33 protein-coding genes are annotated in these 25,704 nt (G+C 40.0%); all 33 read right to left on the reverse strand.

The window, feature by feature from the left end:
- Positions 1 to 12: 12 nt before the first annotated feature.
- Positions 13 to 672 (reverse strand): LysM peptidoglycan-binding domain-containing protein, encoded by a 660-nt coding sequence (locus NSQ83_RS13230; RefSeq protein WP_004398548.1) that lies wholly within the window; start codon positions 670 to 672, stop codon positions 13 to 15.
- Positions 665 to 5,422, reverse strand: coding sequence for a phage tail tape measure protein (locus NSQ83_RS13235; RefSeq protein ID WP_003246092.1), 4,758 nt, complete (start codon positions 5,420 to 5,422; stop codon positions 665 to 667). Before NSQ83_RS13235 ends, NSQ83_RS13230 begins: the two co-directional genes overlap by 8 nt.
- Before the next feature lie 2 nt (positions 5,423 to 5,424).
- Positions 5,425 to 5,562 carry a hypothetical protein gene (locus NSQ83_RS13240; protein ID WP_003229934.1) on the reverse strand — a complete coding sequence of 46 codons (138 nt, stop codon included), beginning with the start codon at positions 5,560 to 5,562 and terminating at the stop codon, positions 5,425 to 5,427.
- 41 nt (positions 5,563 to 5,603) lie between these two features.
- Positions 5,604 to 6,053: a phage portal protein gene (locus NSQ83_RS13245; RefSeq protein WP_163138251.1), complete on the reverse strand. Its 450-nt coding sequence runs from the start codon at positions 6,051 to 6,053 to the stop codon at positions 5,604 to 5,606.
- Between the two features lie 533 nt (positions 6,054 to 6,586).
- The gene (locus NSQ83_RS13250; RefSeq protein ID WP_003229930.1) at positions 6,587 to 7,030 is read right to left on the reverse strand and encodes a phage tail tube protein; all 444 of its coding nucleotides are present in this window, start codon (positions 7,028 to 7,030) and stop codon (positions 6,587 to 6,589) included.
- Between the two features lie 2 nt (positions 7,031 to 7,032).
- Positions 7,033 to 8,433 carry a phage tail sheath family protein gene (locus tag NSQ83_RS13255; protein ID WP_015714313.1) on the reverse strand — a complete coding sequence of 467 codons (1,401 nt, stop codon included), beginning with the start codon at positions 8,431 to 8,433 and terminating at the stop codon, positions 7,033 to 7,035.
- Positions 8,434 to 8,625, reverse strand: a complete 192-nt coding sequence (locus NSQ83_RS13260) for a hypothetical protein (protein ID WP_032679171.1) — start codon at positions 8,623 to 8,625, stop codon at positions 8,434 to 8,436.
- Positions 8,622 to 9,059 (reverse strand): DUF6838 family protein, encoded by a 438-nt coding sequence (locus NSQ83_RS13265; RefSeq protein WP_015714315.1) that lies wholly within the window; start codon positions 9,057 to 9,059, stop codon positions 8,622 to 8,624. The genes NSQ83_RS13260 and NSQ83_RS13265 overlap by 4 nt, the downstream gene beginning before the upstream one ends.
- Before the next feature lie 12 nt (positions 9,060 to 9,071).
- Positions 9,072 to 9,575: an HK97 gp10 family phage protein gene (locus tag NSQ83_RS13270; RefSeq protein WP_204551340.1), complete on the reverse strand. Its 504-nt coding sequence runs from the start codon at positions 9,573 to 9,575 to the stop codon at positions 9,072 to 9,074.
- Positions 9,572 to 9,934: a YqbH/XkdH family protein gene (locus NSQ83_RS13275; protein ID WP_204551341.1), complete on the reverse strand. Its 363-nt coding sequence runs from the start codon at positions 9,932 to 9,934 to the stop codon at positions 9,572 to 9,574. The genes NSQ83_RS13270 and NSQ83_RS13275 overlap by 4 nt, the downstream gene beginning before the upstream one ends.
- Positions 9,931 to 10,326, reverse strand: a complete 396-nt coding sequence (locus tag NSQ83_RS13280) for a DUF3199 family protein (protein WP_004398566.1) — start codon at positions 10,324 to 10,326, stop codon at positions 9,931 to 9,933. The genes NSQ83_RS13275 and NSQ83_RS13280 overlap by 4 nt, the downstream gene beginning before the upstream one ends.
- Positions 10,327 to 10,329: 3 nt before the next feature.
- Positions 10,330 to 10,641: a YqbF domain-containing protein gene (locus NSQ83_RS13285; RefSeq protein ID WP_044430323.1), complete on the reverse strand. Its 312-nt coding sequence runs from the start codon at positions 10,639 to 10,641 to the stop codon at positions 10,330 to 10,332.
- 10 nt (positions 10,642 to 10,651) lie between these two features.
- Positions 10,652 to 11,587, reverse strand: a complete 936-nt coding sequence (locus NSQ83_RS13290) for a phage major capsid protein (protein ID WP_204551342.1) — start codon at positions 11,585 to 11,587, stop codon at positions 10,652 to 10,654.
- Between the two features lie 18 nt (positions 11,588 to 11,605).
- Positions 11,606 to 12,580 (reverse strand): XkdF-like putative serine protease domain-containing protein, encoded by a 975-nt coding sequence (locus NSQ83_RS13295; RefSeq protein WP_204551343.1) that lies wholly within the window; start codon positions 12,578 to 12,580, stop codon positions 11,606 to 11,608.
- Between the two features lie 86 nt (positions 12,581 to 12,666).
- Positions 12,667 to 13,443, reverse strand: a complete 777-nt coding sequence (locus NSQ83_RS13300; RefSeq protein ID WP_134991339.1) for a glyoxalase/bleomycin resistance/dioxygenase family protein — start codon at positions 13,441 to 13,443, stop codon at positions 12,667 to 12,669.
- Positions 13,444 to 13,498: 55 nt separating this feature from the next.
- Positions 13,499 to 14,410, reverse strand: a complete 912-nt coding sequence (locus tag NSQ83_RS13305) for a phage head morphogenesis protein (RefSeq protein WP_204551344.1) — start codon at positions 14,408 to 14,410, stop codon at positions 13,499 to 13,501.
- Positions 14,407 to 15,939, reverse strand: coding sequence for a phage portal protein (locus NSQ83_RS13310; protein WP_339238514.1), 1,533 nt, complete (start codon positions 15,937 to 15,939; stop codon positions 14,407 to 14,409). Before NSQ83_RS13310 ends, NSQ83_RS13305 begins: the two co-directional genes overlap by 4 nt.
- A 3-nt stretch (positions 15,940 to 15,942) precedes the next feature.
- A complete protein-coding gene (locus NSQ83_RS13315) occupies positions 15,943 to 17,238 on the reverse strand; it encodes a PBSX family phage terminase large subunit (RefSeq protein WP_085186556.1) in 1,296 nt (431 codons plus the stop codon).
- Positions 17,231 to 17,950: a phage terminase small subunit gene (gene terS, locus NSQ83_RS13320; RefSeq protein ID WP_032722175.1), complete on the reverse strand. Its 720-nt coding sequence runs from the start codon at positions 17,948 to 17,950 to the stop codon at positions 17,231 to 17,233. The genes NSQ83_RS13315 and terS overlap by 8 nt, the downstream gene beginning before the upstream one ends.
- A gap of 523 nt (positions 17,951 to 18,473) precedes the next feature.
- Positions 18,474 to 18,662 carry a hypothetical protein gene (locus NSQ83_RS13325; protein ID WP_032722176.1) on the reverse strand — a complete coding sequence of 63 codons (189 nt, stop codon included), beginning with the start codon at positions 18,660 to 18,662 and terminating at the stop codon, positions 18,474 to 18,476.
- 144 nt (positions 18,663 to 18,806) lie between these two features.
- Positions 18,807 to 19,262, reverse strand: coding sequence for a hypothetical protein (locus tag NSQ83_RS13330; protein WP_032722177.1), 456 nt, complete (start codon positions 19,260 to 19,262; stop codon positions 18,807 to 18,809).
- A 90-nt stretch (positions 19,263 to 19,352) separates the two neighbouring features.
- Positions 19,353 to 20,006: a hypothetical protein gene (locus NSQ83_RS13335; protein WP_032722179.1), complete on the reverse strand. Its 654-nt coding sequence runs from the start codon at positions 20,004 to 20,006 to the stop codon at positions 19,353 to 19,355.
- Between the two features lie 66 nt (positions 20,007 to 20,072).
- On the reverse strand, positions 20,073 to 20,279 hold the full coding sequence (locus NSQ83_RS13340) for an XtrA/YqaO family protein (protein ID WP_032722180.1): 207 nt from the start codon (positions 20,277 to 20,279) through the stop codon (positions 20,073 to 20,075).
- An 81-nt stretch (positions 20,280 to 20,360) separates the two neighbouring features.
- Positions 20,361 to 20,789, reverse strand: a complete 429-nt coding sequence (locus NSQ83_RS13345; protein WP_032722181.1) for a RusA family crossover junction endodeoxyribonuclease — start codon at positions 20,787 to 20,789, stop codon at positions 20,361 to 20,363.
- A 95-nt stretch (positions 20,790 to 20,884) separates the two neighbouring features.
- The gene (locus NSQ83_RS13350; RefSeq protein ID WP_074794430.1) at positions 20,885 to 21,034 is read right to left on the reverse strand and encodes a hypothetical protein; all 150 of its coding nucleotides are present in this window, start codon (positions 21,032 to 21,034) and stop codon (positions 20,885 to 20,887) included.
- Entirely contained in the window at positions 21,025 to 21,966 is a 942-nt protein-coding gene (locus NSQ83_RS13355; protein ID WP_074794427.1) for an ATP-binding protein, read from the reverse strand. Before NSQ83_RS13355 ends, NSQ83_RS13350 begins: the two co-directional genes overlap by 10 nt.
- On the reverse strand, positions 21,848 to 22,525 hold the full coding sequence (locus NSQ83_RS13360; protein WP_116758330.1) for a DnaD domain protein: 678 nt from the start codon (positions 22,523 to 22,525) through the stop codon (positions 21,848 to 21,850). The genes NSQ83_RS13355 and NSQ83_RS13360 overlap by 119 nt, the downstream gene beginning before the upstream one ends.
- 76 nt (positions 22,526 to 22,601) lie before the next feature.
- Positions 22,602 to 23,456, reverse strand: coding sequence for a recombinase RecT (locus NSQ83_RS13365; RefSeq protein WP_015714338.1), 855 nt, complete (start codon positions 23,454 to 23,456; stop codon positions 22,602 to 22,604).
- 2 nt (positions 23,457 to 23,458) lie between these two features.
- Positions 23,459 to 24,430 carry a YqaJ viral recombinase family protein gene (locus tag NSQ83_RS13370; RefSeq protein WP_072175921.1) on the reverse strand — a complete coding sequence of 324 codons (972 nt, stop codon included), beginning with the start codon at positions 24,428 to 24,430 and terminating at the stop codon, positions 23,459 to 23,461.
- A gap of 88 nt (positions 24,431 to 24,518) precedes the next feature.
- Positions 24,519 to 24,713, reverse strand: a complete 195-nt coding sequence (locus NSQ83_RS13375) for a hypothetical protein (protein WP_003229905.1) — start codon at positions 24,711 to 24,713, stop codon at positions 24,519 to 24,521.
- Positions 24,673 to 24,846: a hypothetical protein gene (locus NSQ83_RS13380; protein WP_120028409.1), complete on the reverse strand. Its 174-nt coding sequence runs from the start codon at positions 24,844 to 24,846 to the stop codon at positions 24,673 to 24,675. The genes NSQ83_RS13375 and NSQ83_RS13380 overlap by 41 nt, the downstream gene beginning before the upstream one ends.
- Positions 24,843 to 25,100 carry a YqaH family protein gene (locus NSQ83_RS13385; protein WP_015714340.1) on the reverse strand — a complete coding sequence of 86 codons (258 nt, stop codon included), beginning with the start codon at positions 25,098 to 25,100 and terminating at the stop codon, positions 24,843 to 24,845. Before NSQ83_RS13385 ends, NSQ83_RS13380 begins: the two co-directional genes overlap by 4 nt.
- Positions 25,097 to 25,666 (reverse strand): helix-turn-helix transcriptional regulator, encoded by a 570-nt coding sequence (locus tag NSQ83_RS13390; protein WP_015714341.1) that lies wholly within the window; start codon positions 25,664 to 25,666, stop codon positions 25,097 to 25,099. The genes NSQ83_RS13385 and NSQ83_RS13390 overlap by 4 nt, the downstream gene beginning before the upstream one ends.
- Between the last annotated feature and the right edge of the window lie 38 nt (positions 25,667 to 25,704).

Genomic DNA, 25,704 nt, shown 5'->3' on the forward strand with positions numbered 1-25,704 from the left:
GTCATCACCTGCTTACTGCGGTATTTTTAATTTTTGCCCAGGAAAGATCCAGTGTCCTGGCTGTCTTATATTCCGTTTGCTTCGTTTGATCATAGCCTTTTTATTGACTTTCCATATCTTGCGCCATTTTGTACTGTCTCCATAAAATTTGCCGGCAAGGTCCCACAGTGTATCGCCTTTCTTAACGGTGTATGTTTTAGGAGCTGATTTAGATGGCCGTTTCTTCTTCGTCTTTTTCTTCTGCTTGATCTTCCGCGGCGAAGCAGTTTTGTATTCCTTCAGCTTTATTTCATAATCACGATCACCTATATCTTTTTGGCCCTCTGTATAAGAAAAAACCTCGATACTGCAAGTTAAATTAATTTTCGTTCCAGTAATTAAGAATTGAACCGGCTTTTTAGATTTCACCCATTTCTCGATCTTTGCAATAGCATTTTCAGGAGAAGGAAATCCCTTATACTCAGCAAGCGGGCTGTGTTTCTTTGGAAAAAAAGAAGAGAACGAAATTTCTTTCGCTCCCGGTTTATCAATAAAAGTGATCTCCCCAAAACTAGCCACTTTTACTGATTCATTTTGAATTGTGTTGGATATATCAATTTGTTCAGGAAGGACCGGAAGCCGCAGCTTGTCCTTCCCTTGTGAAATCCAGAATTCATATATGGATTTAGTCAAAAGCAACGACTCCCTTCGTTCCAATGTTGATATCCTGTTCAAGCTCATCGACAAGGGCCTGCTTAATCTTAGCTACAAGACTGTTCATGTCTTGGTCATTGTGAAAATGCTGATCGCCATTAAACTGAATAATGACCTCTTTGCCACCTGCAGCTTTAAACGTTGTTTGATTACGACCCGTTGTGGCAGCTGTTACCTGACCTGAAGATAATTCAGTTTGACCTTTTTCAGATGGGTCTGTGACTTCCATTCCGAGTGCCTTAGCTGCTTGGGCTAATAAATAACGTCCACGGATGCCTCGCTCCTCCGGAATGATCCATTCCCTTTTGTTTCCTTCACCGACACGGGCAATCTGCTCTTTGGTAATAAGTCCGCCGTTAGCGTAGCCAACATATGGACCTCCATGTCTCATGCTTCTAATGCCTGGTACATTATTAATTGATCCATATCTGCTTTTGATATAGCCAATCGCAGCAGCAGCGTTGTGAATCGGGTTAAGAATGTTATTCATGCCCGGCAATTTGTGTGCGTTGAAGGTACTTGGGATTGTCTGCATGAGCCCCTGAGATGGATGTCCTGCTTTCGCATTACTATCCCATAAGTTGATTGCCTTCGGATTACCGCCTGACTCATGCTGAGCAATTGTCATCAGCCCTGGAAGCCAGCTCATCGGTGTCTTTGTAGCCATGATAGCAGCCATGAGCCATTGCTTCACATTTCCGCTTACTGCGCCCATTCCAGAATAAGCGGCAGCTAGTGAGCCTGCTTGTTTTTCAGCAAACTTTTTTACATCAACAGAATCCAGACCTTTTACAATACCTATAGAGGCAAAACGCCCAAGACTCATCATGACACGGGAAGGTGAATGAATATCCAGCTCTTCACGAAATGCCTTCTCAACTTTTTTCGCCAGTTCCTTGGCAGCCTCATTGACTTCACTTGCCTTAGAAGTCATGCCTGAAACAAAATTACCGATCATACCGCTTCCCCATCCGTTTGATGATTCTTTAGAGCGGATAAACGGCTTGTTAATATGAGTGCTGACGTATTGATCAGTACCAGTTTGTGAGCTATTTTGTCCGGAAGCAAAACCTTTGATCGTTCCGCTTCCCCATGATGAAGATTTATTAACAGTGTTCTGAAATGGCATTTTAACCTTCGTCTGCAAGAAGCCATCTGTACCGGTCGAAGTGCTGTTTTGACCTTTAGCATAACCATTGACCACTTGCTTTCCGTAATTCGGAGAATAAGAGATTAAATTGTTCATTGGTTGTCCAACGTTTTTCTGTTTCCATGCTTCCATAGAAACAACATTATCTCTAATTCCTTGATCAAAGCTCTTCGTGAACTGTTGACCAAATGATGTTGCTTGTTCATCAAGACTGGATGTGTCAATAATAGGAGATACAGAAGCAGTCACCGCCGCACTACGGACTAGCGGGGAAGTTGCCGGTTCACCTCCTGCAGATGAAGCAGACGCTATATCATCAACCACACTCATCCCTAATTTCGAAGCAGCTTGAGAAAGGAGCATTTTGCCGCGACCTTTATTATTCTCAACAGGGATAACGAATTCTTTACCAGCTTCACCAATCCAAGATATTGTTGGCTTCGTAATGTAACCACCAGTAGCATGTTTCTTTGGCTTTTCTTTTCCCGAACCAAATAAATAATTTACGCCACTCTTCACATATCCCCACGCTTTACCAGCAGTTTTTTTCGCACTTGAAGCTACTTTACCACCAACTTCTTTTACCCCGCCTAAAATACTGCTTCCCAATTCCTTTACACTCTGCCACTTTTCAGACCACCACTTCTTACTAAAAAGGGTTTCTGAGATGGAACTCTTAACACTTTTCCATATTGATTTAGCATTGTCCCATTTATTTTTGGACCAGCTTTTTACACTTTCCCATTTTCCTGACCACCACTTCTCGCTAAATAGAGTGGATTTCAGCTTTCCTTTAACTGATTGCCAAACAGAAGACGCGCTGTCCCACTTACTTTGAGCCCAACTTTTTACGCCTTCCCATTTACCTGACCACCACTTCTCACTAAACAAAGTGGATTTTATTTTTCCCTTTACGGACTCCCAAACAGATGATGCACTATTCCATTTGTTTTGTGCCCAGCTTTTAACGCCAGACCACTTTTCAGACCACCATTCACTATTAAATAAAGTGGACTTCACCTTTTCTTTTACATTAGACCATGTATCACTTAACCCATTGATGGAAGTCTTCGCATTACTCTTAATGCCTGACCATTTTTCAGACCACCATTTTTGATCAAATAATGTACTGTTTAGTTTCTTCTTTACTTCTGAACCATCAAACGCTTTACCTAAACTTGAGCCGCCCATGGTGCCTGCTATACCACCAACTAATCCACCAATAGCTGTTCCCACTCCTGGAATAACACTGCCAATAGCTGCTCCTGTAGCCGCTCCAGCAAGGCCACCGCCAGCTGATCCAATTTTTTCACCAACATTATCTTTATTCATCCCAATTAAATCGGTTGCCGCTAACGCTGTTCCTAATAGAGGGACTCCCTTTGCAAACTTGCCAACACTTTTCAGAGGACTTAAGACTTTCCCGAACTTCGATGTACCGCCTGCAGCTCTACCAGCTGAGTATAGCTCCGATCTCGTAGTGATTATTGCTGATCTTGAATCTCTAGTTGGATTAGTACCTACAGTTCTACCGGAACGCCTTCTCTCCAACCGTTCAGATGACACAGCAATTGAACTATCAGAAGGGTTCATTCGGTTTGGATTACCGCGTCGACCTAAAACTCTTTTCCCTCGTCTTCTACGAATGCGATCATTTTTACCTCCATCGCTACAACAGCAATATGTCAAGCTGCCGCTTCGAGGTAAACTCGTTGGACCTGTGGCAGTTTTGGATTCTCTGCCCCTTGTGCTAGCATTACGATTACTGTTTCTATTCCTCCTTTCACTTTGCGTATTAGTACCAGCTTTAGGAGTACGTTTTGGAATTAATTTTCGGATTACGCCTGCTGCATCACTTCCGACAGTACCTATGCCTTTTAACAGCGGACGAAGTATTTTCAAATAACCAATCAATCCAATTAAAGAGGGGATCACAACTTTAATCGCTGTTTTCAAATCATCCCAATGGTTGACGCTCCACTCAATGGCTACGTTTAACTTATCACCTATCTCCTCACCTAGATCAGCAATATCTTTTTTGATCTCTTTAAGTTTTTCCTGACCTTCTTTACTGTTAATGAACGAGCTGATTTTATCAAAGGCCGGTCCTAATCCAGTTAGCAGAGAGGTTCCCATATCCTTAGATATGCTTTCAAAATCTCTCATGGCATCATTAACCGGTGTCATCGGGTTATTATCCCGAAGTTTCGTAAAGCTTCGTTCCAATTCACCGCTTGTTTTGGCACTTGTACCAATACCCTCAGCCATATCTAAAATAGGCTGCTTAAGGTCTTCATATTGTGTCCCGATAAGCTCAGTCGCAATAGCAGCCCGCTTTGTTTTGTCTTTCACTTTAGAAAGGGCTTTTGCCACCCTAAATAAACTTTCCTCTCCGCTTATTGAACCATCTTTGAAGCCCTTGAACATTTTCTTAGTTTCCTTGGCTCCGAACAGTGTTTTAAATGCGTCCACTTGACTATCAGACATTTCGGTTCGGCGGATGTTAAACTCACGCATACTATCGGCTAGGTTATCGAAGTTTCTGGCTCCACCCTTTGTTCCTTTTATCATCGCGTTTGCAATTTGGCCGCCTGTGAGCTTCAAGTCTTTAAAGGTGGAACTGTATTCATTCATCGTGTCTAATAAATCATCAGCCTGGTCACCGGCATTCCGGTATACATAAGCAATTAAGTCTCCGCTTTGTTTCCCAGACAATTTCAAGTTGTTATACATTGAACTGAAAGCACGATCTACCTCTGCCTGATCAGCATTCATAAGCTGGGCAATCTTACTTGATGACTCAGTCAATTCAGCCAGAGCTTTTTTAGACGCCCCTGTCTGTTGCGATAAGTTTCTTAGAGATAAACTGACTTCTTCCCGAGAACTGCCCGCTTTATTGTTGAAATAGATCTGATCCGTCATTTTTGCAACATCTTTCTTATTAACGTTTGAAGTTGCTGACACATAAGCATCCTGAGACATTGTGCTTTTACCAGAACCCATAATTGAACCTGCAGAAAAACCACCTGCAACTGCCAGAGTAATGGTAGCACCCTTCAAGCTGTCTATTTTCGCTTCAATAGCATCCAGAGCCGCTGAAGCTCTATCCTTAATAGAAACAGTTGGCTCTGCATGTTCGCTATCTACATCAGTCACATGACGACGGATCTCATCTAATTGGTTAGAAGCATGATCACGTACTGAAACAGTTGGCTCAGCGTGCGAGCTATTCAAATCAGTGAGACCTCCACGGATCAAACGAAAACGTGGTGTAGCTTGATCATTTACGGAAACCGTCACCTCATGACTGCCTTCGGTAAGATCCTCTGCTTGCTGGCGTATAGAATGTAAGCCATTCGAAACTCGATCATCTAAACCCATTTCAAGCAATCGAGCCCGAGCCGTCAAACGGTTGGCTGATCGATCAATTTGCCGCATAACTCTTTCAGTCCGGTCTTCAGCCTCAAAAATAAGAGGGCCATTAGCAGCCCTCTTAAGTCTTTCAGCATTGCCTTGTATCATTCGAAGCTTGCGGGAAATCTTATCATGTAATTCAAACGTGGCTGTTAGTTTAGCCATAGTTAATTACCTCCCTTCTTCGCTTCTTTTTCTAACAGCTCAAGCTTAAAACCGATTAATCCATATAAGAGCGCCTTGAATGCTTTCGGAGCCTCATATAGTTCTCTTAATTCTGACGGGGCGTATTTGAGCTCATGCATAGCATAGTAAAGGTATACAGCCTCTTTGTCCCCGTCTTTTACTAGTTTTTTGCTGCTTCTTCAAGGTCTTCGAGATCATCATCAAAACCGTTGATTTCAATTGCTTTGTTCAGCCAATTTGCATATTCACCGCCGACTGAAAGAACACGTTTGGCGACTTCCACTGGATCTTCTGTTTTGTAAGCCTCACGTAGTTCCTTAGCTTTAAAGTTCGGATAAACAGTCGTTTCAACCGCAATACGAGCATAAAAGCGTTGGCTGTCCAACTCCTTCACACGGCCGCGGCCTTTTACATTTTTGTAAGTGGTGTTCTCTTTCTCAAGTTCGTCAATTCGTTCAGTCGTAATTGCTTTGAAAATGAATGGAACAACATTGCCTTCTTTGTCTACAAACCGTTTAGAAATCGGTACTTTCACTTCCTCAGCTTCAATTGTTTGTCCCGGCATAAAGAATGAAAGATCGTATACCTTTTTGTTTTGTTTTTCGCTCATGTACATTAACTCCTTTAAAATTAAATTCAATCGATTTAAGCCAACAAAAAAGACAACCACAAAAATGGTTGTCTAGTGTATAATTATTCCTGTACATTTGCACGGCTAACTCAAAGGTGGTCTGCTGGCTAAATCCCCTGAAAGGGGGTGACGCCTATGTCGACATTTCAAGCGCTTAGTTTAATGCTTGGAACGGGAATGTTTATTCTCGCCTTGTTGACGTATATAGACAAAAAGAAATAGACCACCCTTTGAGGCCTGAGAAACTTCTAGGGTAGGTCCATATCTAAATACACCTATAGCCAGCGCTCCAATGAGGAGCCAGCATTTGTACGGGCCGGAGTGTTGCAGCACTCCGGTATTTTTTTATTTTATGCATTTCTTTTGAAAGAAATACATGTTTCTATATGAAACTTGTTCAGTTGAATTACTTCTAAAGTAATCTTACCACATTTTTTCGTGAATATCTCGTGAGAGTTCACGATTTTTCGTGAATATCTTCGTTAAAGTTCGGCGATTTTTCGTGAAAGTGATTAGAATGTGGATTTTAACTGTTCAGGCACATCGAAGTCCTCAAAGGTAAACGGTACCTCTTCCTCTAATGCTTCTGAATCAACATCAAGCCCAGCGATTTTCGCAGAATCAAAGTTTACATCGTACAAGGTGACTCGTTCAGTACCACGTCCTGAAGAAGCATCATCCAGAACAGCTTGTAAGGTGAAATAAGGATCGCTTCCCTTTTTCACATAGTCCATCATAATAAGAACAAATTGAGAAGTCACTTTATAAAAAGTGGCTGTTCCCGTTCCATTTGCTCCGGTCGTTTTGTGCCCCGTCATCCGACGACCCATGATATTGACCTCGGATTTGTTTTTCTCTACATTGGCTTCAAACGTTTTGATATGGGCCATTTCTTCTCCATCAAGAAACAACCTGCCCTCTTTACCTGAAATGGTGTTTTGCGCTTTTAATGCCATTCCTATTTCACCTCAACATTAAAGTAGAACTTTTCAGCTGCATCCACCGGTTGAACTGCTAGATCAATCAGGAAGCCGTCACGATCATTATTCAGAGCAATTGTAATGTCATTCTCTGAATCAAAATCAGTAATGCCCCCATTATCTTGAAGAACACTCAAGTATTGAGTAATCAGCGTTTTTACAAACTGTAGTCCGTCATTTGTAGCAGGAACGTCACTGCCGCTTGCTTTGCGAGACTTGATCAATGCTTTCAATTGAGATGTCAGGTCATTATTGATTGCATCAAGTACACGGACAATTTTGTTTTTCTGGAACATCTTATTTTTCTCTGCTGTTAGGCTTGTGAGTGAATTAATGTCCTTTTCAACCGATACTGATTTATCACGAGAATCATAAGTAAACAAGAATTCGCCATTTGACAATCGTTCAACGATTTCATCGTTGTCAATTCGGTTAAGGACATCTACAGCTCCCTCGTATTCTACAAATGTAAGTGATTGATTAAATGTAGCCCCCGCACTTGCGCCTGCAACCCAAGCAGTAGCTTTTTCAGGAGTGATCTCCGTTCCGTCTTGAAGTAGGACGCCACCAGTTACATTGATAATACCCTCATGGTCTCCCTTGTAATTTGAAAGTACACCTTGAACCTTTTGCCCTTGGTTGTCTCTCAGCCGTTTGATAAACGCAACAAACGTTGCTTTTAATTGCTCGTTATCCTCTACAGGCAGTGCAATTGTGTCAAAGTATTCCGTTTCAGCCGCTTCCAAGAAAGCTGTATAATCAGCATTGGTCGGTGTTTTGTCTGTTCCACCTGACAAGCGGATTCCGGAAGTTGCCGGAAGAGCACCGCTGACGTCTTCAGGGGCCGTACCGGTTAACGGAATAGTGACTGTTAAATCCCCTTTCCCCGTAAACGTGACATAGTTATTTTGTTTAAGCTCTTCAGCTTTAGACACTGTTTGTTTATCCACTTCTGACTGATCAAGGTAGGTAGTGACATCAACTTTCGAAGAGTCAATAACGTTTTCTGTAATACTGATAATGATGTCATTCCCCTTTGTGCCGCCATAAAGAGCAGTAGCTTTTACACCTTCGCTAATGTCTGCTGAGGCACGAAGACCTTCCGTCAGACGATAAAGCAAGACTGTACTTGCCTTTTTCATTGCCTCACGTAAAAGCAACAGCGAAGGATCATCAATGTTCAACCCCACTTTTTTATTCAAGTCCTCGATTGAAGAGATAGAAATGAATTTCTTAACCTCACCCCAGCTGGATGCTATCGGTAGCGCAACTGTTCCACGTTCTCCGGCAGAAACACGGTTCTCCGCGGTCGTTTTAAAGTTAAAGTAAATACCGGCACGCTCTTTTTCCTTGCCGGGTGTGAATGTTCCGCCGTTCATCTATTTGACCTCCTTTTGAAGAAACTGAGTAATCAACTTCTTCGCTTCCGATTTTGTAATACTTGTTTTATGAACATGAAAAAGAGCACCGTCAAACACCTCGGGTCTTACCCCAAAGAGCTCTCGACTGTGCTCTCGCAAATCCTTAATATAAAAAGCATTTTCTGCTTTCTCTTTTTTAGTGGCCATCATTTCACCCCACTTTTAAATTTAAAACCATCAATTGAACGCTGTTCTTCCTGCTCATACCAATAGCGGCTCGTCCAGTTTAAGACAATGGTGGCGTAATCATCTGATACCCGCGTTTCTATTCGAGATAGGCGAATAAAATCCCCCGTATCCTCGCCAGATTCTTGTATAAGCGGAATTATGCCCCTTCTGCTTCTAAGTGTATCCGCAATCCTTTCTGCTTCATTATGAGCCTTCTGTGCGTTTTCGTGAAAGAGTTTTACGTTTAAAACATAGGCTTTCTGAAACGTAGATACTGTGTCCGCCCCATCGACCGTTGAAGCCGGTGGAAAGTAAAGAGACGGAACAGCAAAGTCCTGCGGTATTCCTTCTTCATACACTTGAACAGGATACAGTTTGTATAGATAGCCCATAATTGAACCTACTTCTTGATTCATGGCAGCACCGCCTTAAAATTCTTCATCGATCCATTGTTGCAGCTTCCGCTCAAGGCTTCTCTCAAACATCAACTGAAAAATAGCCATGGCGTTATCCCAAAAACCAGAACCGTCGATCCACTGGAACCTTAGCATCATTCCGGAATTTCTTTCAGCAGGGTCATACTCAAAACGGTCGCCTTTCCACCGCCCTGGAACCCACCGTCTATCCTGATTTTTAGACGGATCGATAGTAAAGTGACCATCATTGACGTATGAGGCGTATTCCAGATTTGTTCCAACATCCAACTTTAAGCTGCCTTTTGTCATTGAAAAGATATTATCCTGGTCACCTTTCTGAAAGGAATTAAGCAAGCGGCGTGTGTCTACCGTCTTCGTCCTGATAATTTCATCTTGAATAATGTCTAGGAACTCAAAACCCATAGCTTCAAGCCACTCCTCGTATTTCCCTTTCAATCCACCAAGAGAAGCACGGTTTAATGATTGAATGAACTGATCAAGACCTTTGATCTTCACAAATATTCAACCTCCCGTACTGCCGTAACTTCCCAATGATGATTCCTGATTTTGCTGGGCTTCTGTAATTTATAAGCAGTACCATCCCAAACCGCCCTGTCATTTACTCGAATATCAGCATTAGCAGGGAAATGCACAAGGAACGATTGATAAACAGCTACATTTGGCTCCTGTTGGATAATGGACTGACTCTTTTCTGTAAAATAACACGGCTGATTTTCTATGTCTGGCTCATCAGGGTACGAAAAAACCGGTTGAACATCTTCAACCGGCACCCCGAATTTTTGCTTTCTATTTTCTTTTTTCTCCTGTAGATGGTAAATGTCGCATCTGTGAGTCAGTAAAGACCGATAACTCATATTGATCTCATCCGCACTTTCGCTTCAATCCCTTCTAAATCAGGGTCAGCCGGTTTCACATAATCTTTTATTAATGCATACACATCAGGTTTTTGAAGAGAACTGCCATCCCCTAGAGTATATGAATAGTCACCAATTTTTTCAGTTGTATATCCTTTAATAATTGACTCGTCGCCATTTATAAGAGCATAAAACTGAGACAACTTTAATAGGGCCAGTCGAACCGTTTCAGGCAAAGGAATATACTCTGCATCTGAAAAATCATGTCCAACTTTAAGAATGATATCGGCAGTTGCCTCTAGTATATCCTGTTTTAACAACTCGTCAGGTCTGGTCTTTACAGATTCAAAAACTGAATAACTCTTTAATTCATCGGGAGTGATTAACAGCATAGGTCACTCCCCATTGTTATCTATTTGCTTAAGGATATAGGCAATTCTTTCATCTGCGTTTTTGAAGTCAGACGGATTGCCACCAAGATTAGAAATAATGGATTCATGCTCTGCTTTATTCATACCTTTCAATTCCGATTCAGTATAATTTATCGGATCATCTTTTTGATTCTTAAGATCTTTATCCAGCACAAAATATGGATTTTCATTTAAATACTCATAGAGCTTTTTCGATACTGTTTGACTGACACCTGCTCGAAAGGTTATTCCCATAACATTGTACGTTTTGCCTTTAATAAGCTTTGCAGTATACACGCCAGACCACCTACTCCTTCACTTTCACGATCTTGGCTACGGCGTCCTCTTCTTCAAAAACACTATCCAATTTCGCTGTCAAAACAATGATAAACATACGGCGACGAATGTCCTTATCTACTTCAATTCGAATGTTACGAGAGAATCCGAGAATAATATTCTTCGGATGAGTTAGGATGATATCAGAAACATCGGCTGCAGTATCTCCCTCTCCAATCGTATAAGGCTGTAAATTTGCAATACCTTTGATCGGAACACCAAAAGCAGATGAAAGGCCACCTTGAACAGCTGCATCCCCTAAATTTGTTTGACGATCAGCTACACGATCTTTCCATTCAACTTCAATACCAGGCGATGTATAGAAGCGGAACTCCTGCGGAATTCGCAAATATTTAGGAGGTACTGCTTTGTATCCCCGCTTGAACGTTTGCCGTGTCAGTTCCTCACCTGTAGCATCAACAATGTGAGATGTAGCTTGTTTTCTGATGCCATCTAATTGTGCAAGATATGAGTCGGATGAAGATGTATCTCCATTTACAAGCAACTCTTCAATATCAACCGCAGCACGCTCAGCTATCATTTGCATAATTGTATTTTGAAGACCATCTTTTTCGATGTTGTTTTCAAGTGTGTCATAGGTAATGTTAACTTCAGCAATAACTTCTTTTGTGCTTAAGTTAACTGTGCTAGTTGATGGAACTGATTTTTGATCTTTAGTTAGCGCAACTCCCTCTTGGGCTGCCCTTAAAATACGCTGACCAAAACCGATCTTCTCGATTTTCTGTGTGTCATGGTCCATTTGAATAACACGCGCATCTCTTAAAATAGTTGGCGTATCTTGAACCATTCGTATAAAAGTTGAAGCTTGAGTAGGATTCATAATCCCGCCGCTCTCTAAAGTAGAAAGCGTCATTTCTGCTTTATTAATAACCTCTTGATTTCTCATTCGTATCCTCCTTATACATTAAAACAACCCTGACCAGATTGATTTTTGAACTTGTTCGGAACCTGATTCTTCAGTTTGCTTAGATGTTCCGCGACTTTTTTCGATTGCTTCAATACGATCAGCGAGCGGTTGAACAGCTTCTGATATTGCCTTTTTCAACTTCTCGCCCTCTTTTTCAACCTCTTCGTCTGTTTTTTCTTTATCTGTCTTTTTAGGATCTTCTTCTTTTTCTAGATCTGCCAGCCGCTTCTCAATCGGCTCTAAAGCGGCTTGAATTGATTTCGTTACTTCCTCCGAAGTCATTTCTTCTTCCCCCTCTTCTGTTTCCACTTGGCTCAGTAAATTTCCAAGAGCGGTGTGAGCATTTTTGATTTCTTGCAGGTTTGAAGCGGAAAATTTTCTGCCCGCCTTTGTAACTGGCTCTTCATATGATTGCTGTTGTTTACCCATAAAAAAGTTTTTGAGCAAATTAAAAAGCCCTTTCTCATCTGTTTTCACTTGAGAAACGGGCTTTTCTTCTTGCTTTTCAATTGTCTCGGCGGTACCAGCCATTGAATAACCGGTAATTTCACCTTTTTTGATTTGCTCCCATACTTCTTCGGAAGCCTTCGTCACAAGGACCCATGATCCTTTTTTGATGGTTTCCCCATTCATTTCAAAGTCTGCAGGCGCGACATAGGACTCAACCACCTCACCAACACCGCCCTGAAAATCATGTTGCTTATCAATTTCTCGGGCATCTTTCAGGAATCCATGAGCGGCTTTTTCGATTTCTGCAGCTGTCATGAAATCGCCGTGGGCGTCTACTGTATCTGGTTCATATACGATTCCATAAACAAGTTTTTGCTCGTCCGCTTCTTTCGCAAGGACCTTTACTTCCTTTTGGAAGTCTGGCTGTTTTTCCGATTTCATAAAAAAGAACTGCTTTTGATTAGCAGCCTTGTCGACATAAGAAACATGTGTGATTTTTGCGTTTACCAATTCTCTTGGCATGTTGTTCACCTCCTTCCAAGAAACTAATTTGCAACTTTACCCTTCTGGTATATCTGTTTTATTGATTAACTTCTCTATTTTTAGCTTCAAAGAGGTAAATTTAATTCTCTTAATAAAGACGAATTGAACTTAGATGAGTATTTAACACAAAAGTTGTAGCCTTCTTTAGAAAAATAAATTTTATCTGATTCTATGATAATGTTATCTAGTTTATTTGTTAATTTATTCATAAAATCCATATCAGTTGTTCCTAAGGTCACTAGCATCTTTGGAGGTAATGCCTTCATAGAAATTGGTATCCAAGGTCTTTCTTTAGAAACAACTACTGCATGTGCAGTACCACTAATGACAAAATTAAATGTATCTTGATCCCTTTCTGTTTTCATTTTCAGGGTATTCTTTAGCCATTCTCGAAAAATAGGCACTGATTTTACAGGAAATCCAATTTCTCTTAGATACATGGCTTTAAGATTTCCGGATAGTTCTATCTGATTTTCTTTTATATACTCATGTGCAATTATTTCTAGAAGGTTTCCATCACCATCACGAAAATATAAGTTTTTTCTACCATTTGTTTCATCAATATACTGGCCATTTTCTTGTTTTAAGATAAATAAACCCGACTGACGTATAAAAGATGAAATATCAATAAACTGAGAGTAGGGAACTTGTATCGCGAAGTGTACTGGATAAATGGCTTCATAAGTTTCTTTAAAACTTAAAGTAGTAAATGGTGTAAGTTGAAACCTTATATAATTTCTTGATTCATGTAATATTGGCAACTGGAGACGATCAGCATAAGCTTGTTTTACCCCTTGTATTGAGACAGTCTGTAATTCTAAATCAGCGTAATGTGTAATCAAAATTTTCTTCCTCCCAATCAGTAAGCTAATTACTTCTATTATAGATATTTTATTCCTAGTTTACTAAGATTTCTTTTCGAATCTCTTCTTTTTCTTTGGGAGATAATCCTAAAATCTCGTTATCTACTACAGGGGCTAATACACAATGGCAATTTATCCGCTCCCCCGCTGAAAGTTTAGGGTCTCGCGGAAACATGCAAGTCTCGCTGCTACCTGGTATCTGAAATTCTTCATCTATTCCAATTACTGTGCCATCGAGATTGATGTGACTCTCACGCGGGTTGTTTTTCTTCCCTCCGCTGTGCCGCCATTTCTTTTTCTTTACTGCTGGCGATTGTGCATATGATTCATGCTGCGCGGCAGAGGAAGCGGCAAGCACTTCTGTGATGGCCGTTGTGCGAGCTCGCTCCCTATCAAATTGCGGCATTTCTTTGAGGGTCAACTCAATGTCCTGAATCGATGAACCGTTCTCGATGGCATCTGTCAGAATGTTCTCCACCGCTTCATGAGTGTTTAACTTCATGATCTGAGCCAGTTTCTCAGACCAATCCCTAATCCAATTAACTGTACGGGTAGATAAAACTTTAAAAGGAACTTCTGGATCTATAGAATCCATGATGACTTTAGCCAGCTCTTCAATAGTCTGTTGTAGGAATCCCTCAGTCAGTTCCTGAAATTCCTCCTCGAAATCATCCTCAGCAAATAAGTTTTGCGTAAAAAACACTAAAAGGGCTTCTAACGTCTCATTTGAGTCTTTGCTTACAAAACCTTTAAGACCATCTAAAAGCTTCTTACGCTGGCGTCTGAGTAATCGAGCGATGCCTTTTTCATATACCTCTACATATTTGGGTATATTAGATTTGCCAGGAAAGTCAGGTACCATCTCCCCCAATTGCTTAAACTGATTTTCCTCGGCTTTTAGAATGAAAACGTTCAGACTTTCCAACAACTTATCCGTTTTGTTCATCTCTTCAGATCCTCCAAAACATCCCGCATATCTTTTAGTAACCCAATCATATTAGGAGCACCGCTCTTAGATTTAAAAAGCGCAGCCAAAGGATCGGAAGCGGACGACTCGTAAGTCTTACCAAGCGGCCTGTTGTATTCTTCTTCTGGCCATTCTTCAAGTGTCTTACCAAGAACTCTACCAGCTAAATCACGTAGATCATTCGGAGAAACTGCACCAGCTGTTATAAACGGTGTTAAAACCTTAGCAATCTCAAGTGGGTCTCTAAAGTCAGGCCCTTTCAACATAAGACGAACCTTATGAATTTCAAGGTCATTTAGAAATAAAGCATTTAGTTTACCTGTGATTAATTTTCTTTCTGGCTGAAAGACTTGTTCCTCAGTGATCTTTCTTGCTGTATCAGCAGTCGCTCTGTTGTAATCTTGAGCTTCACCTGTATAAAGTGGTGGCAAACGAAAAGCCGATCTAATTTTGTCTCGGCTCTTTTGGTCATATTCAAGAAACAAGGCATCCTCTTGAAGGATTTCAGCAAGTGATTTAATATCGACTTTCACTGGAGCAATCTCTTCATCGCCATGAATGTTTTTCCCCTTCGCTATGCCTTCCGCTTCAAGTAAAAGAAACTTATGTGCATTCTCCACTCCTTCAAGCCCATTCATGTAATCCTGCAATTGTGTATATGAGTCCTCTGACAACATTCCGTTTTCAATTGTAATGGCAGCGGGAATATGTCTACCTTGCTTGAAGTACATAAAGTTCAGCTCTTCAGCTTTACGAGCACCATACAAATTAACAATATGGCCAATCCATCTGGGCTTACCATAAGTACCGCTTCCTATCTTGAAATGAACCACTTCATTTGCTCGTTTTTCAAATGGTGTTTGTTCATCATATTGGCCTGTCTCTAAATTTAAAATTCGTGGATCACCATATTCCTTAAAGTAAACGATACGACCATCAATCATCTGAACATATTTTCGGAATCGTTTCTCTCTTTTGATTGATTTCATCTTTCCTTGTTCGAAGTACGTAAAATCAACTTCGATTGGTTCAGACAATTTACAAACCCGAACATTTTGAACATCCATGTATTCAATGCCAGCTGGCTTATTTTCACCGTTTCGAATGACCTCGATAAATCCATTCCCTGTCTTTTCTCGATCTTCAATAACAAAGCCGAGTAAAGTCTCAGCTGACTCATCAAAGTGAAGATATTTAACGAACTCTTCAAGCTTAGTCCATTCACTTTCAGCTTCTGTTTTTTCTTCATTTGTCACATCTGGCGAATTCACATCAAATGAATACTCAAAATCAAACCCAAAGCCTACAATATTTGTCCTGTAGGCATCAACACATTGCTGTAAGATCGTTGAATACTCAGCAATAATCTTTAATTCTTTGAGATTATACGGAGGCGGTAAAATATTGCTGTCATAGGTGTCCACAAATTCATCCTCATAAATTTGTTTCGTTGATTCAGTTGGTGGAGTAGCTTTGATCACTCGTGCTTTAACAGATTGTTTTGACATCCTTTACCTCCTCCCTGGTCTTGTTCTTTGCGGTCTTCCTTTAGATTCTTCTTTCAGATCAGTTACCTCGTAATCATCAAGCGCATACCAAATAGCTGATAGTGTATGCGGATCTATGGTGAATTCGTCTTCTATGATGTTCCCCAGCTTATCGGTAGCATAAGTGAGCGGTTTAAGTTCATAAATCGTGTTCTCGCAACTGTCAGAGCAAATGATCTTCTTGAACCGTTTGATCTTCTTTGTGTATTGGAGGCGTGAACCCTGATACTTACGGGCGCCCACCATATTAAACCCATGCTGTTGAAAATATCGGATTGTTTTAGGCTCCGCAGAATCCGCCTTTATTAATTCCTTAGTCTCTGCAAATTCCTTGAGTTCTTCGGCCGTCTTATCATCAGTCAGTCCATTTTTGTAATACTCCCAGTAGATATAGAGATATTTCTTTTCATGATCCACAGCAACCCTAACGACGGCGTTATACGACTCAACAAAACCAAAGTCCATGCCAACCCGTTTAAGAGGGCGGTTAATATCAGCGATTGCCTTCAAAACCTCTTCATGCGGTCGCTCTTCAAACTGCGGCAGAACACGAATTCCATTCACGCCAAAATGACCTTTCCGCGCAATTCGGTAAAGGTCTGGATCATATTCCTTCAATTCTTCAAGTTGTTGCACATAGCTTTCTGGCAGAAAAAAATTATCGTCTGCCGTTGAGTGATGATAATAGGTGTCGTTGCTAACGATTATCCGCTTTTCATAAAGCTCCTTATCATCCAGTACAAATCGCTTCTCTCGATCGTCTTTAAAGAAATGCTTAAAAGTCCAATTATCTTCTCCGACTGGGTTTGTTGAGAGAATCATATGAAGCGGCAATGACGGATGACGAAGACGTCCTAATAACTCCTTGAATCCCTCATATTTCACTTCAGAACATTCTTCAATCCAAATGAGCGAAATATTATTGATTGATTTCAGTTTGGCTGGCTTATCCATCCCTTTAAAGATGATGCGACTGCCATTTGAAAATCGAATCTGCATAGGAGAAGATACACACCTAACGATATGATCTAATTTCAGATCACTTACAAGTTCATCAAAAAGAGAAAATGTGGAGTCCCTATGTGTGTCGTACACTTCTCTGATAACAAGAGCAGTCCGTTTTTCTTTAAGCAATTTCAGAATAATCTTCAAAGCAACATGATAACTTTTGGATGATCCATAACCACCAACAAGAAACTGAAACTTTTGATTCCAGTCAAAGAGAAATTCTTTAAAATGTGGATTTACTTGTTTAATCACTGTCATCACCTTTGTTCACAATGGTGATTTCAAAAGGTTTATCTTCTTCTGTAAGTTCTTCAATCTCTAATTTTTTCTTGTTGATATTTAAACACATATGCTCCAATTTAAGGCGTCGTTCGTCTTCTGCATGAGCTAATTCATCAAACTGTTTAATTAGATTCCTGAGCTCCGCCATTGCCCGAGATTGAGCATTTAAGAACGTTGCATGACGATCCCAAGAAAATTGGAATTCATACTCTTCCTCTTCAACTTCGTTTGTCTCAGATAGGACAGACTTTTTCTTTTTCAATTCTTTAATCATTTCTTCCTTATCAGAAACGAACATGATCTTTTGCGCTCTAATAATCGCGGCATATTGGATCTGTATTTGGTCCCATATCATATCGACAGGTGAGCGCTCCTGAATCTCTTCCATGATGGTTAGTGTTTCTTTTGGCAGGAACTTTGAGAAGAATCCATGTATCACAGCGTTTTGATTTCCATTTGGTGCACCACCCTTATTCCCTAAAGCATTTTTGTTACCGAGTGGTGCACCTACTTTTTTTGTGTGCACACTTTTCTTGGAGGGTGCACCCTTTTTTCTTTGCCAACCATGCCGCTGTTTCCACGATTTAATGGTGTTCACTGACACTCCGTACTTCTCGGCAAGATCCTTGTATTTCATACCTTTAACGTAATCTTTATACGCCTGTATGTGCTTTTCAATCATCTACATCCACCGCCGCCTCCTTTGAATTGAGTTGTTTTGAAATCAATGTGCTGGAATAAATGTAACCAGCAAAAAAATAAAAGCTCCCCCATGTAGGAGAGCGCATATGGTACTTTTTCTCGCACTTAAAGAACCTATTACAGTTCTATTTTTCGATAATCTTGATCATCTAATAGCCTAATAAGATAATTTATTTTTTTCCTTTCTTTTTTTTATGTTTATTATCAAAAAAACCAAATACAACTGCCAATGCAATAATTATCGCGACCCACCAAGACCAATCCACTTTATTACCTCTTTTCTATAAATATTAATTTAAGTAACCTGCTTAATTAGCTGCCTTCATCGGTACTGCTAATATTGATACGTTTATAATAAGTTCTAGGTTTCATTAATCATATCCTCTCTAAGCTAAGCCATTACTCAGAGGCTGTTAGTCGCAAATAATCTCTTCTAAGATAAAGGACATGGTTACATCGCAAATTAAAAGAGCATCCCGAGGGATACTCTTTTTTAATTAGTTTTATCTTTTTTTCACATCAAATTGCGTTACAAGTCGCATGTTTACATTCGCAATACGCTTACCATCTTCAAACTCATACCAATGTTCACATTCTTGCAATTCTTTTATAAGTGCTTTTTCAGATTCGGCAATTACTTTAGCTGTTCTTACATTTTCATTATCAAACCAAAAAACAACCTCAAATTTCATAATCTTTCACCTCTTGCTTTATTATCGGGCAAGAGGTCTTTAAATGGAATGGTTCGCAAAATTTGTCGAATGATTTATTATCCTGTGTACTATATAGTTTAGGTGGCTCAATAAAATTTCTGCCGCGCCGACCTGCCTCCCATTTTACACCACAGATTTTTTCAGATTCAACAAACGCTCAAAGTGACAATCTTGGCATAATTGGCTGATCAACACGTCTTTCATTTTGCGTACAGTTTCCCGTGAAAAGCCAAGATGAAGACTAATAGCACGGTAGCTCATTCCCTCCATCATGCAGTCATAAATGACTTTATGCTGCTCCCCTTTGATCTTTTCGGCACCTAGCTCAACTGCATATACTCGCTCTTCATAATACTTAAGACGTTTGAAAAGACGTTCCTCTCTCATATCCATTTGCCTCAGCTCAGCCTGACTCTTCCCAGGACTTCCTTTTGGCATAGCAGCTTCTAATCCATATTGTGCAATACCCCAATTCTTCATTGGAATTACGGAACCATAGAGTACTCTTTGCAATCGATGAACCTCTTTCACCATCCAGTGATAGCTATTGATTAGATTTTCAATTTCTTTTTGATTCATGATTGTGTCCTCCTTTTCAAATAAAAAACGGACACCAAACAAACAACGTAAATGCTGTAAGTTCAGTGTCCGCAGGCTTTCCGTCTTGGACTAATCTTTTAAATTTAATAATAAATCATTCAAATCGTAAATAAATTTGTAAACAACTTCGTGAAATTCTTTGCAAAATTCCCTATTTAGTATATGTATTCTGTCACGGTCATCAATTTCAATATAATTGGTTTTTCTAATAATTTGAATTAATTCTTTTTGCTTTGTTTCATCTGGTATCATTGTTATTATTCCTGAATTGTGAATATAACAATTTCTAATCTTAGAATAATCAACTATTTTATTCCAAACATTGTTCGAGAATATTTCTGACTCTTTAAATTTCTCATTACTTTTATATCTTAATTTAAAATAACTTTTGGCTTTAAAAATCCCTCTATCATACTTAACTTTTTCTAAAATTGCTTTATCTAAACATCTACTTATAAGGTGGTACTCTAAAAAGCTATATATACTTGTAAATACACTACTTCTCAAAATTGAAGGATATGTGATATTGAAGTCATGGTATTCATCAATATAATAATCCCAATAATCTTCTTCAATTTCTGGGCTTAATTCTTTTGCTTCATTTTCATATCGTTTTTTTGCTATTTCAAACCTATCTTCAACATCATCCAGATATTCTATAAATTCATTTAAAGGTGACAAAACTCTTAAATAGAAAACAGCACCTGATCCCTTTAAAAACATTACTATCCTCCAGCGTTTTAGTTTATTTTACTACAAACCAATTTTAAGTGCTTCTTAAAACAAAGTTTATACCACCTTAAACCCTATCTCATGATCAACCCGCGCAAAGCTCCCCTTCACAGTTTGGATCACTGTTTTACCGTGCTCAGGAGCATCTAAGACATGGGCAGTACCTTGATTCCCGTCTAAAACAATGATCTTAACTTTCCCTGGGTCAATCTTCTGCTGAATAGTGAAGTCTTTTTTGATGTTTATTTCTCTTGGATTGTACACTTGAAGCGCCCCCTATGTTATGATAGAAGTACCAGTTCATATCAAGAACACTGAGGCTAAGCGCTTCAGTGTTTTTTATTTTTACGCAGAAACCTCTTTTATCTTGATCTCCACCCTCGGCTCATCGCTATAAAACTTGCTGACTTTCAGATCCACAACCTGACTATCATCTTTGTATATCAGATGATTCAAAGCATCTTTCACACCCTTTACATAGTTATCAACGTCGGGCTTTGTGGTCGGCCTCAGAAGACCTTTTTCAGCTTTTTCTTTCTTCTTTGATGAGTTTGAAACTGATTTTGGCATTGGTCTATACACTTTGACATCCATTGCAACTGGACCAGTAATAATTGTTTCTGGGCGATGCTGAGATGCAACCAATGCCACATACTGCTTAAAGTGCTTTGATTTCGCTGGATCACGCATATGCACCTTCCCATTTCGTATTGATCCACGCGGCCGTCCTTGTGCGACTGGCTCACCATAAACAGTGAACTTAATGCAATCCAACTGTTCTTTACCTCCCGTCAAGCTGTTCCCATAGCTGAATTTCTTTTTCTATTCTCGATGCGGAGAGTAAAATTGTCAGCAGAGACACGACTGCTTTAAGCACTCAGCATCCGCTCCATTTGCTTTATTTTTTCCTTAAGTAAACGGATTGTTGGTGTAAGATCTTTACCTTCAGTTGGATTTGAAGGTCCAAATATATAAAGTCCACCAGTTGCTTTTACATTCATTTTCTCCTTCATTCCCAATCACCTAACCTATGATTTAATTGCATTCGATCGCCTTTAATAATCACTATGTAATCACGACACATCTGGTGAATACGTGAACCAAGAGCCTCGTCTATATCCAAAATCTCATCAATTGTTAACTCCGAAGAAATCAGCAAAGGCTTATGATTCAAATAACGATAATTTAGGACTGACTGGATTTGTTCAACCTGCCAGTCGGTTGCCCTTGGTTGACCGTTTATTGGTTTAAATAAGTCATCAAGGAATAGAACTTCGACCTTTCTCATGGCATCCAGTTTTGCTTCTAAATTGTCAAAGTCAGCTTTCAAATCACCCATGCCCTCTACATAAGGGAAATACATGCAGTGTACTGATTTTTTCTTGATCAGATTATTCATTATCGCCGTGAGCAAATGAGTTTTACCGCTACCTGGCTGTCCAAGTAATGCGATACTGTTTTGCCGTTCTCCTTTGATTTTTTGAAAATCTTTATAGTATTCCACTGCACATTCATAGGCGTCCTTGATCATGTCTGGCTTACCGTCCGTGATGAAGTTACCAAAGAGAAGCTTTTCAAACTCTTCTGTAATGCCACTAGCTGACATGAGTCTGGCTATTTTCTTTCGTCTCACACATTCACACTGTTTTGAATAAGTATCTTTCCATTCACTAGCTTTGTCCGGCGTGCAAACCTTCCCCAAAAGAAAATCATCTTCGAGTACCATTTCGTCTGGAACCATAAGATCTAACTGTTCATCTAAATGCCAAGGAGTATCTTTATGGACCCGATAAACGACAATTCCACGATCATTACAATAAGGACAATTAAATTCAGCCTTTTCTACGGATGCGGCCTGTTTTGTTCCCAAAAAGCGGGCTGACTTTTCCCGAAGTTCCTGCATGATCGTTTGAAATGCGGTGTCTATACTGACTGCTTTGTTTATAGCCATATTGTTTCTCCTTTCTCTTTTGAGTGAATGGATTTGATAAGATGGCTTGAACATATGACAAACTTGCTGATTTCCCCTTTAGCTGAAACGCTGTCTTGATAGCCTCCATCACTTTTTCTTCACCATAATCGTCGACCATGTATCCAATTCGCTGTGCCTCTATAGGACCGACTGACCGAGCAACTTTGTTTTCATATAGCTCAAAGGCATTTTTCATTTTGTCATCGACCTCCTGATGTTCAATCTCAGCTGGTTCCAAAGCTTTTTTCTTCATGTAATTTCCTAGCTGTATGTAGTCCGCATAATGAAGTATGGTGACGATGAACCCTCTTTTTTGTGGAAGACGGTGCAATTTGATATATCCCTGTTTCTCCATTCGGTCTAGTGAGTATTTGATCTGTGCAGCTGACCAGTTAAAATCTTTTGCAAGTTCCACAATTTTGATAATGGTCTGCCCAAGCTCTAGCTCTTGATTTGGCCTGTATTCAGCTCTTTTGAACAAGTGATCATAAATTTTTTCATCCCTAAACTCTTTGAATGGTAGTCGGGGTATGACCACATACCCCATTGCTTTTATGTCCAAGTCACTCACCTACTTCCTTTCACAGAGTACAGTTATGTCACAGGTGCCGGCCTCAATCGAACGGAAGTTCATCTTCTTTTATGTCTACAGGCTTACCGTCAAAAGGATCAGCTTCTTGTTCGCTTGTTTTTTCCGGTTCGTCTTTGTTTGAAGGCTCGGAATCGATAATTTCTGAGCTATCCGCTTCATTGGTAATGTCAATCCGTTCTCTTGTTTTATCTTCCTCAATAACTGCTTTTTGCATTTCCACAGAGAGAATCCCCCACTTGCTCAAAACTGCTTTTAATACAGTCTTAAGAGCCATCGCATCCCAATCATTTTTCCATCCAAAATCAGATTTGCTGAATTTCTTTTTGTGTTTCTCTACTTGTGCCTTTGTCCAGTACACTGTTTTTCGGAAGCCATTTATCAACTCAAAATAAGCTGCATAACCACTTACCGCGTCTGATTCTCGTTTTTCAAAATCAATCTCGATCTCCTCAGTCAATGGATTCCACTTCTGCAATTCTCCTTCATGAATCGGTATGCAATTGATGGACTTATATTGGCCTGTTCGTAAGGCAAGCTGGATATATCCTTTGTACCCAAGCTGGAATTGAGCCTTACCTCCATAAGGAACAATCCAGGCATATCCTAAGTTTTTATCTATAGGCAGATCGAGTGTAGCTGCCACCATTGCTGAGGATATGACACTCATAGGATCTGTTTTCTGCAGCATCTGCTCGCTGTTATATAGGCTTAAGATAGAGGCAGTAAACTGTGTAGCCCTCTTCCCTAATACTTCCTCAAATCGCTTAATAACGGATGGGGAGGAAAGTAAACCCTTCATGGTTGCTCCTTGCTGTTGCACAGGTGCGCTTTTTTGTTTCTTTTGGATGTTGTTTTTAATTGATTGATTAGTAGCCATAATCAGCTAACCTCCTTGATTCTAAAACGTCTGAAATGAGTTTCCTTTTTGACCTCCTCGTAAATATCCGGAAACTGCTCTTTCAGCTTTTTCGTGTCAACTCGATTTGAGACAACAGGCTTCCAATAAGCTTGATAGTTGCCGATAAACCCATACTCTGCATCCTTCATTTCATGTTTGATCTGGTTTTCTAATTCTTTTGCCTGACTTTGAAGCTCTGAGAGCTGTTCTTTAAGATGCAAATATTGTTGAATACGTTCTCGATTAGTCGCAGTTAAATCAATAGCTTTGTTATTTTCCGTTTCGGCATATCGCTTTTTGAGGTATTCCTCCGCAGCACTTGACCCATCTAAAGCAGGAGCTTGTCCACCTAAGACCTTTTCATTCCAGAACTCAATCTCTGCTTCAAAGATCATGTCAATTAACTCGTCGTCTCTCTCAATCTCTTTCCAAACAAACTTGTTTCCGCCAATCAGCACAGCAAAGTAAGCCTTCTGATATTCAGGTCCAAGTACACCCAGGTAATGCTGGACCTGAACGATATAGCTCTCGGGGATTTCTTCGTCCTCCCATTCTTTTAAGTTGTAAGCAGAGGTTGTTTTACATTCAAGGATCGCTTTTTCACCAACGATCATTCGGTCTACATTAGCCAAAATGAAATCATGTTCTGGATGTCTAAGTATTGCTTTTTTACGTCTAACCTTCTTGCCACTACGAATCTCAAATTCTTTTGCAACAATGTCTTCAAGCAATGATCCAAAGTAAGCAGCTTCACTTTGCGATTCACTAACAGGGACCTGTCCTGTTTTGTCTAACCATAATTCAAAAGGTGTCTTCCACTTGTTTAACCCCAAGATAATGGATGCATCTGAGCCGCCAATCCCTTTTCTTCTTTCAATAAGCCATTCATCACGGCTCATTTCAGAAGTCTTAGCAAGAACCTCAGCTCTTCTTGTCATAACCCTAACCCCCATTGTTTTTATTGAGGCTATCTGATAAAATATTTGCACATGAGTTTTTTAGATAGCCTTTAAAGAAGTCCACTTTGCCGAGTGGGCTTTTTTATTGCGCATTTTTAAATTCAAAACCAAGTTGCTCCCTTAAATATCTTTCCAAGTTCTCTCTCAGAATGATTTCGCCGCCATCAATTACATAATCATCAACTGGTGTTACTTCATCACCGTAAAAATCTATTTGCACATCCGTTTCAGTCAGCTTATCGTGCCAGTTGTTTATGACCATTGGATTTTCGACCATTCTTATTCTCCTCTCTGAATTTGTCTGCACGTCTATCCCATAACAGATGGAATTCACTATTGTTACGAATCATCGCACACCATTTACGAACTTCCAGAGCAGTTGCCGGTTTATGAACAAAATGAACCATCATCCTATACACCTGCTCACTACAGTTAAGTTGATACCTTGCTGTTGCATTTTCAATGCCGTTTCATAAAGACGTCCTTTGTTTGCAAGCCGGCTAATATCCTCAGTAAGAACCTTGATGCTTCCAGCGAGACTAATCGCTTCTTCATAATCACCATCACGTAAAGCCTCTGACAGCATGATTGATAGCTCTTCTGCTGATTCGATTTTTCTTTTTGCGATAGGAACATCTGACTTCAAGAAATGATTAGTATTCATACTGAAACCGCCTGCCTTCCTTCTTGTTTTGCCATAGCAACTTGATCAACTAGAGCTTTCCGCGTCCACCTATCTGCAAGCTCCTGCATTTTCAACCCGTGAGTACGAACAAGTGAATAAATCAATGTTTTGTTAGCCGCAATCAAATCAAAAATCTGCTTAATATCAGCCATCGGCAGCTCTTCAGTTTTACCTGGTCTATTATCAGTAAGCCAACGGGCTAAATGTTTGGTTGCTTGTAATGCTTCCTCCAATTGGTGAACCATATTAATCACCGCATTACTTGCACATTCATTGAGTGCCGGATCAATAGGAGCAGCGGCTGTGGGATGAAGTTTAAATAAGTAATGAACAAGATCAATATGTTCATAGGCATCGCACTTCTCAAACCACTTGATACATAACTCTGGAGTAAGCTTGGCAAGTCCATTTTCAACATCTGAAACATACCTTTGATCCTTACCTCCGATTAACTTTCCGATTTGGTATTGGGAAAGACCTGCAGCCTTACGGGCACTACGCATAATCTGCGGTAAATTCCGCATGTTGTATGGGTTGTTCTCCATATGTTTGCCTCCTGTTATATTAGGTTTTTAGTTTTAAA

The organism is Bacillus sp. PS217, assembly GCF_037963535.1.
Classification (GTDB): Bacteria; Bacillota; Bacilli; order Bacillales; family Bacillaceae; genus Bacillus; species Bacillus subtilis.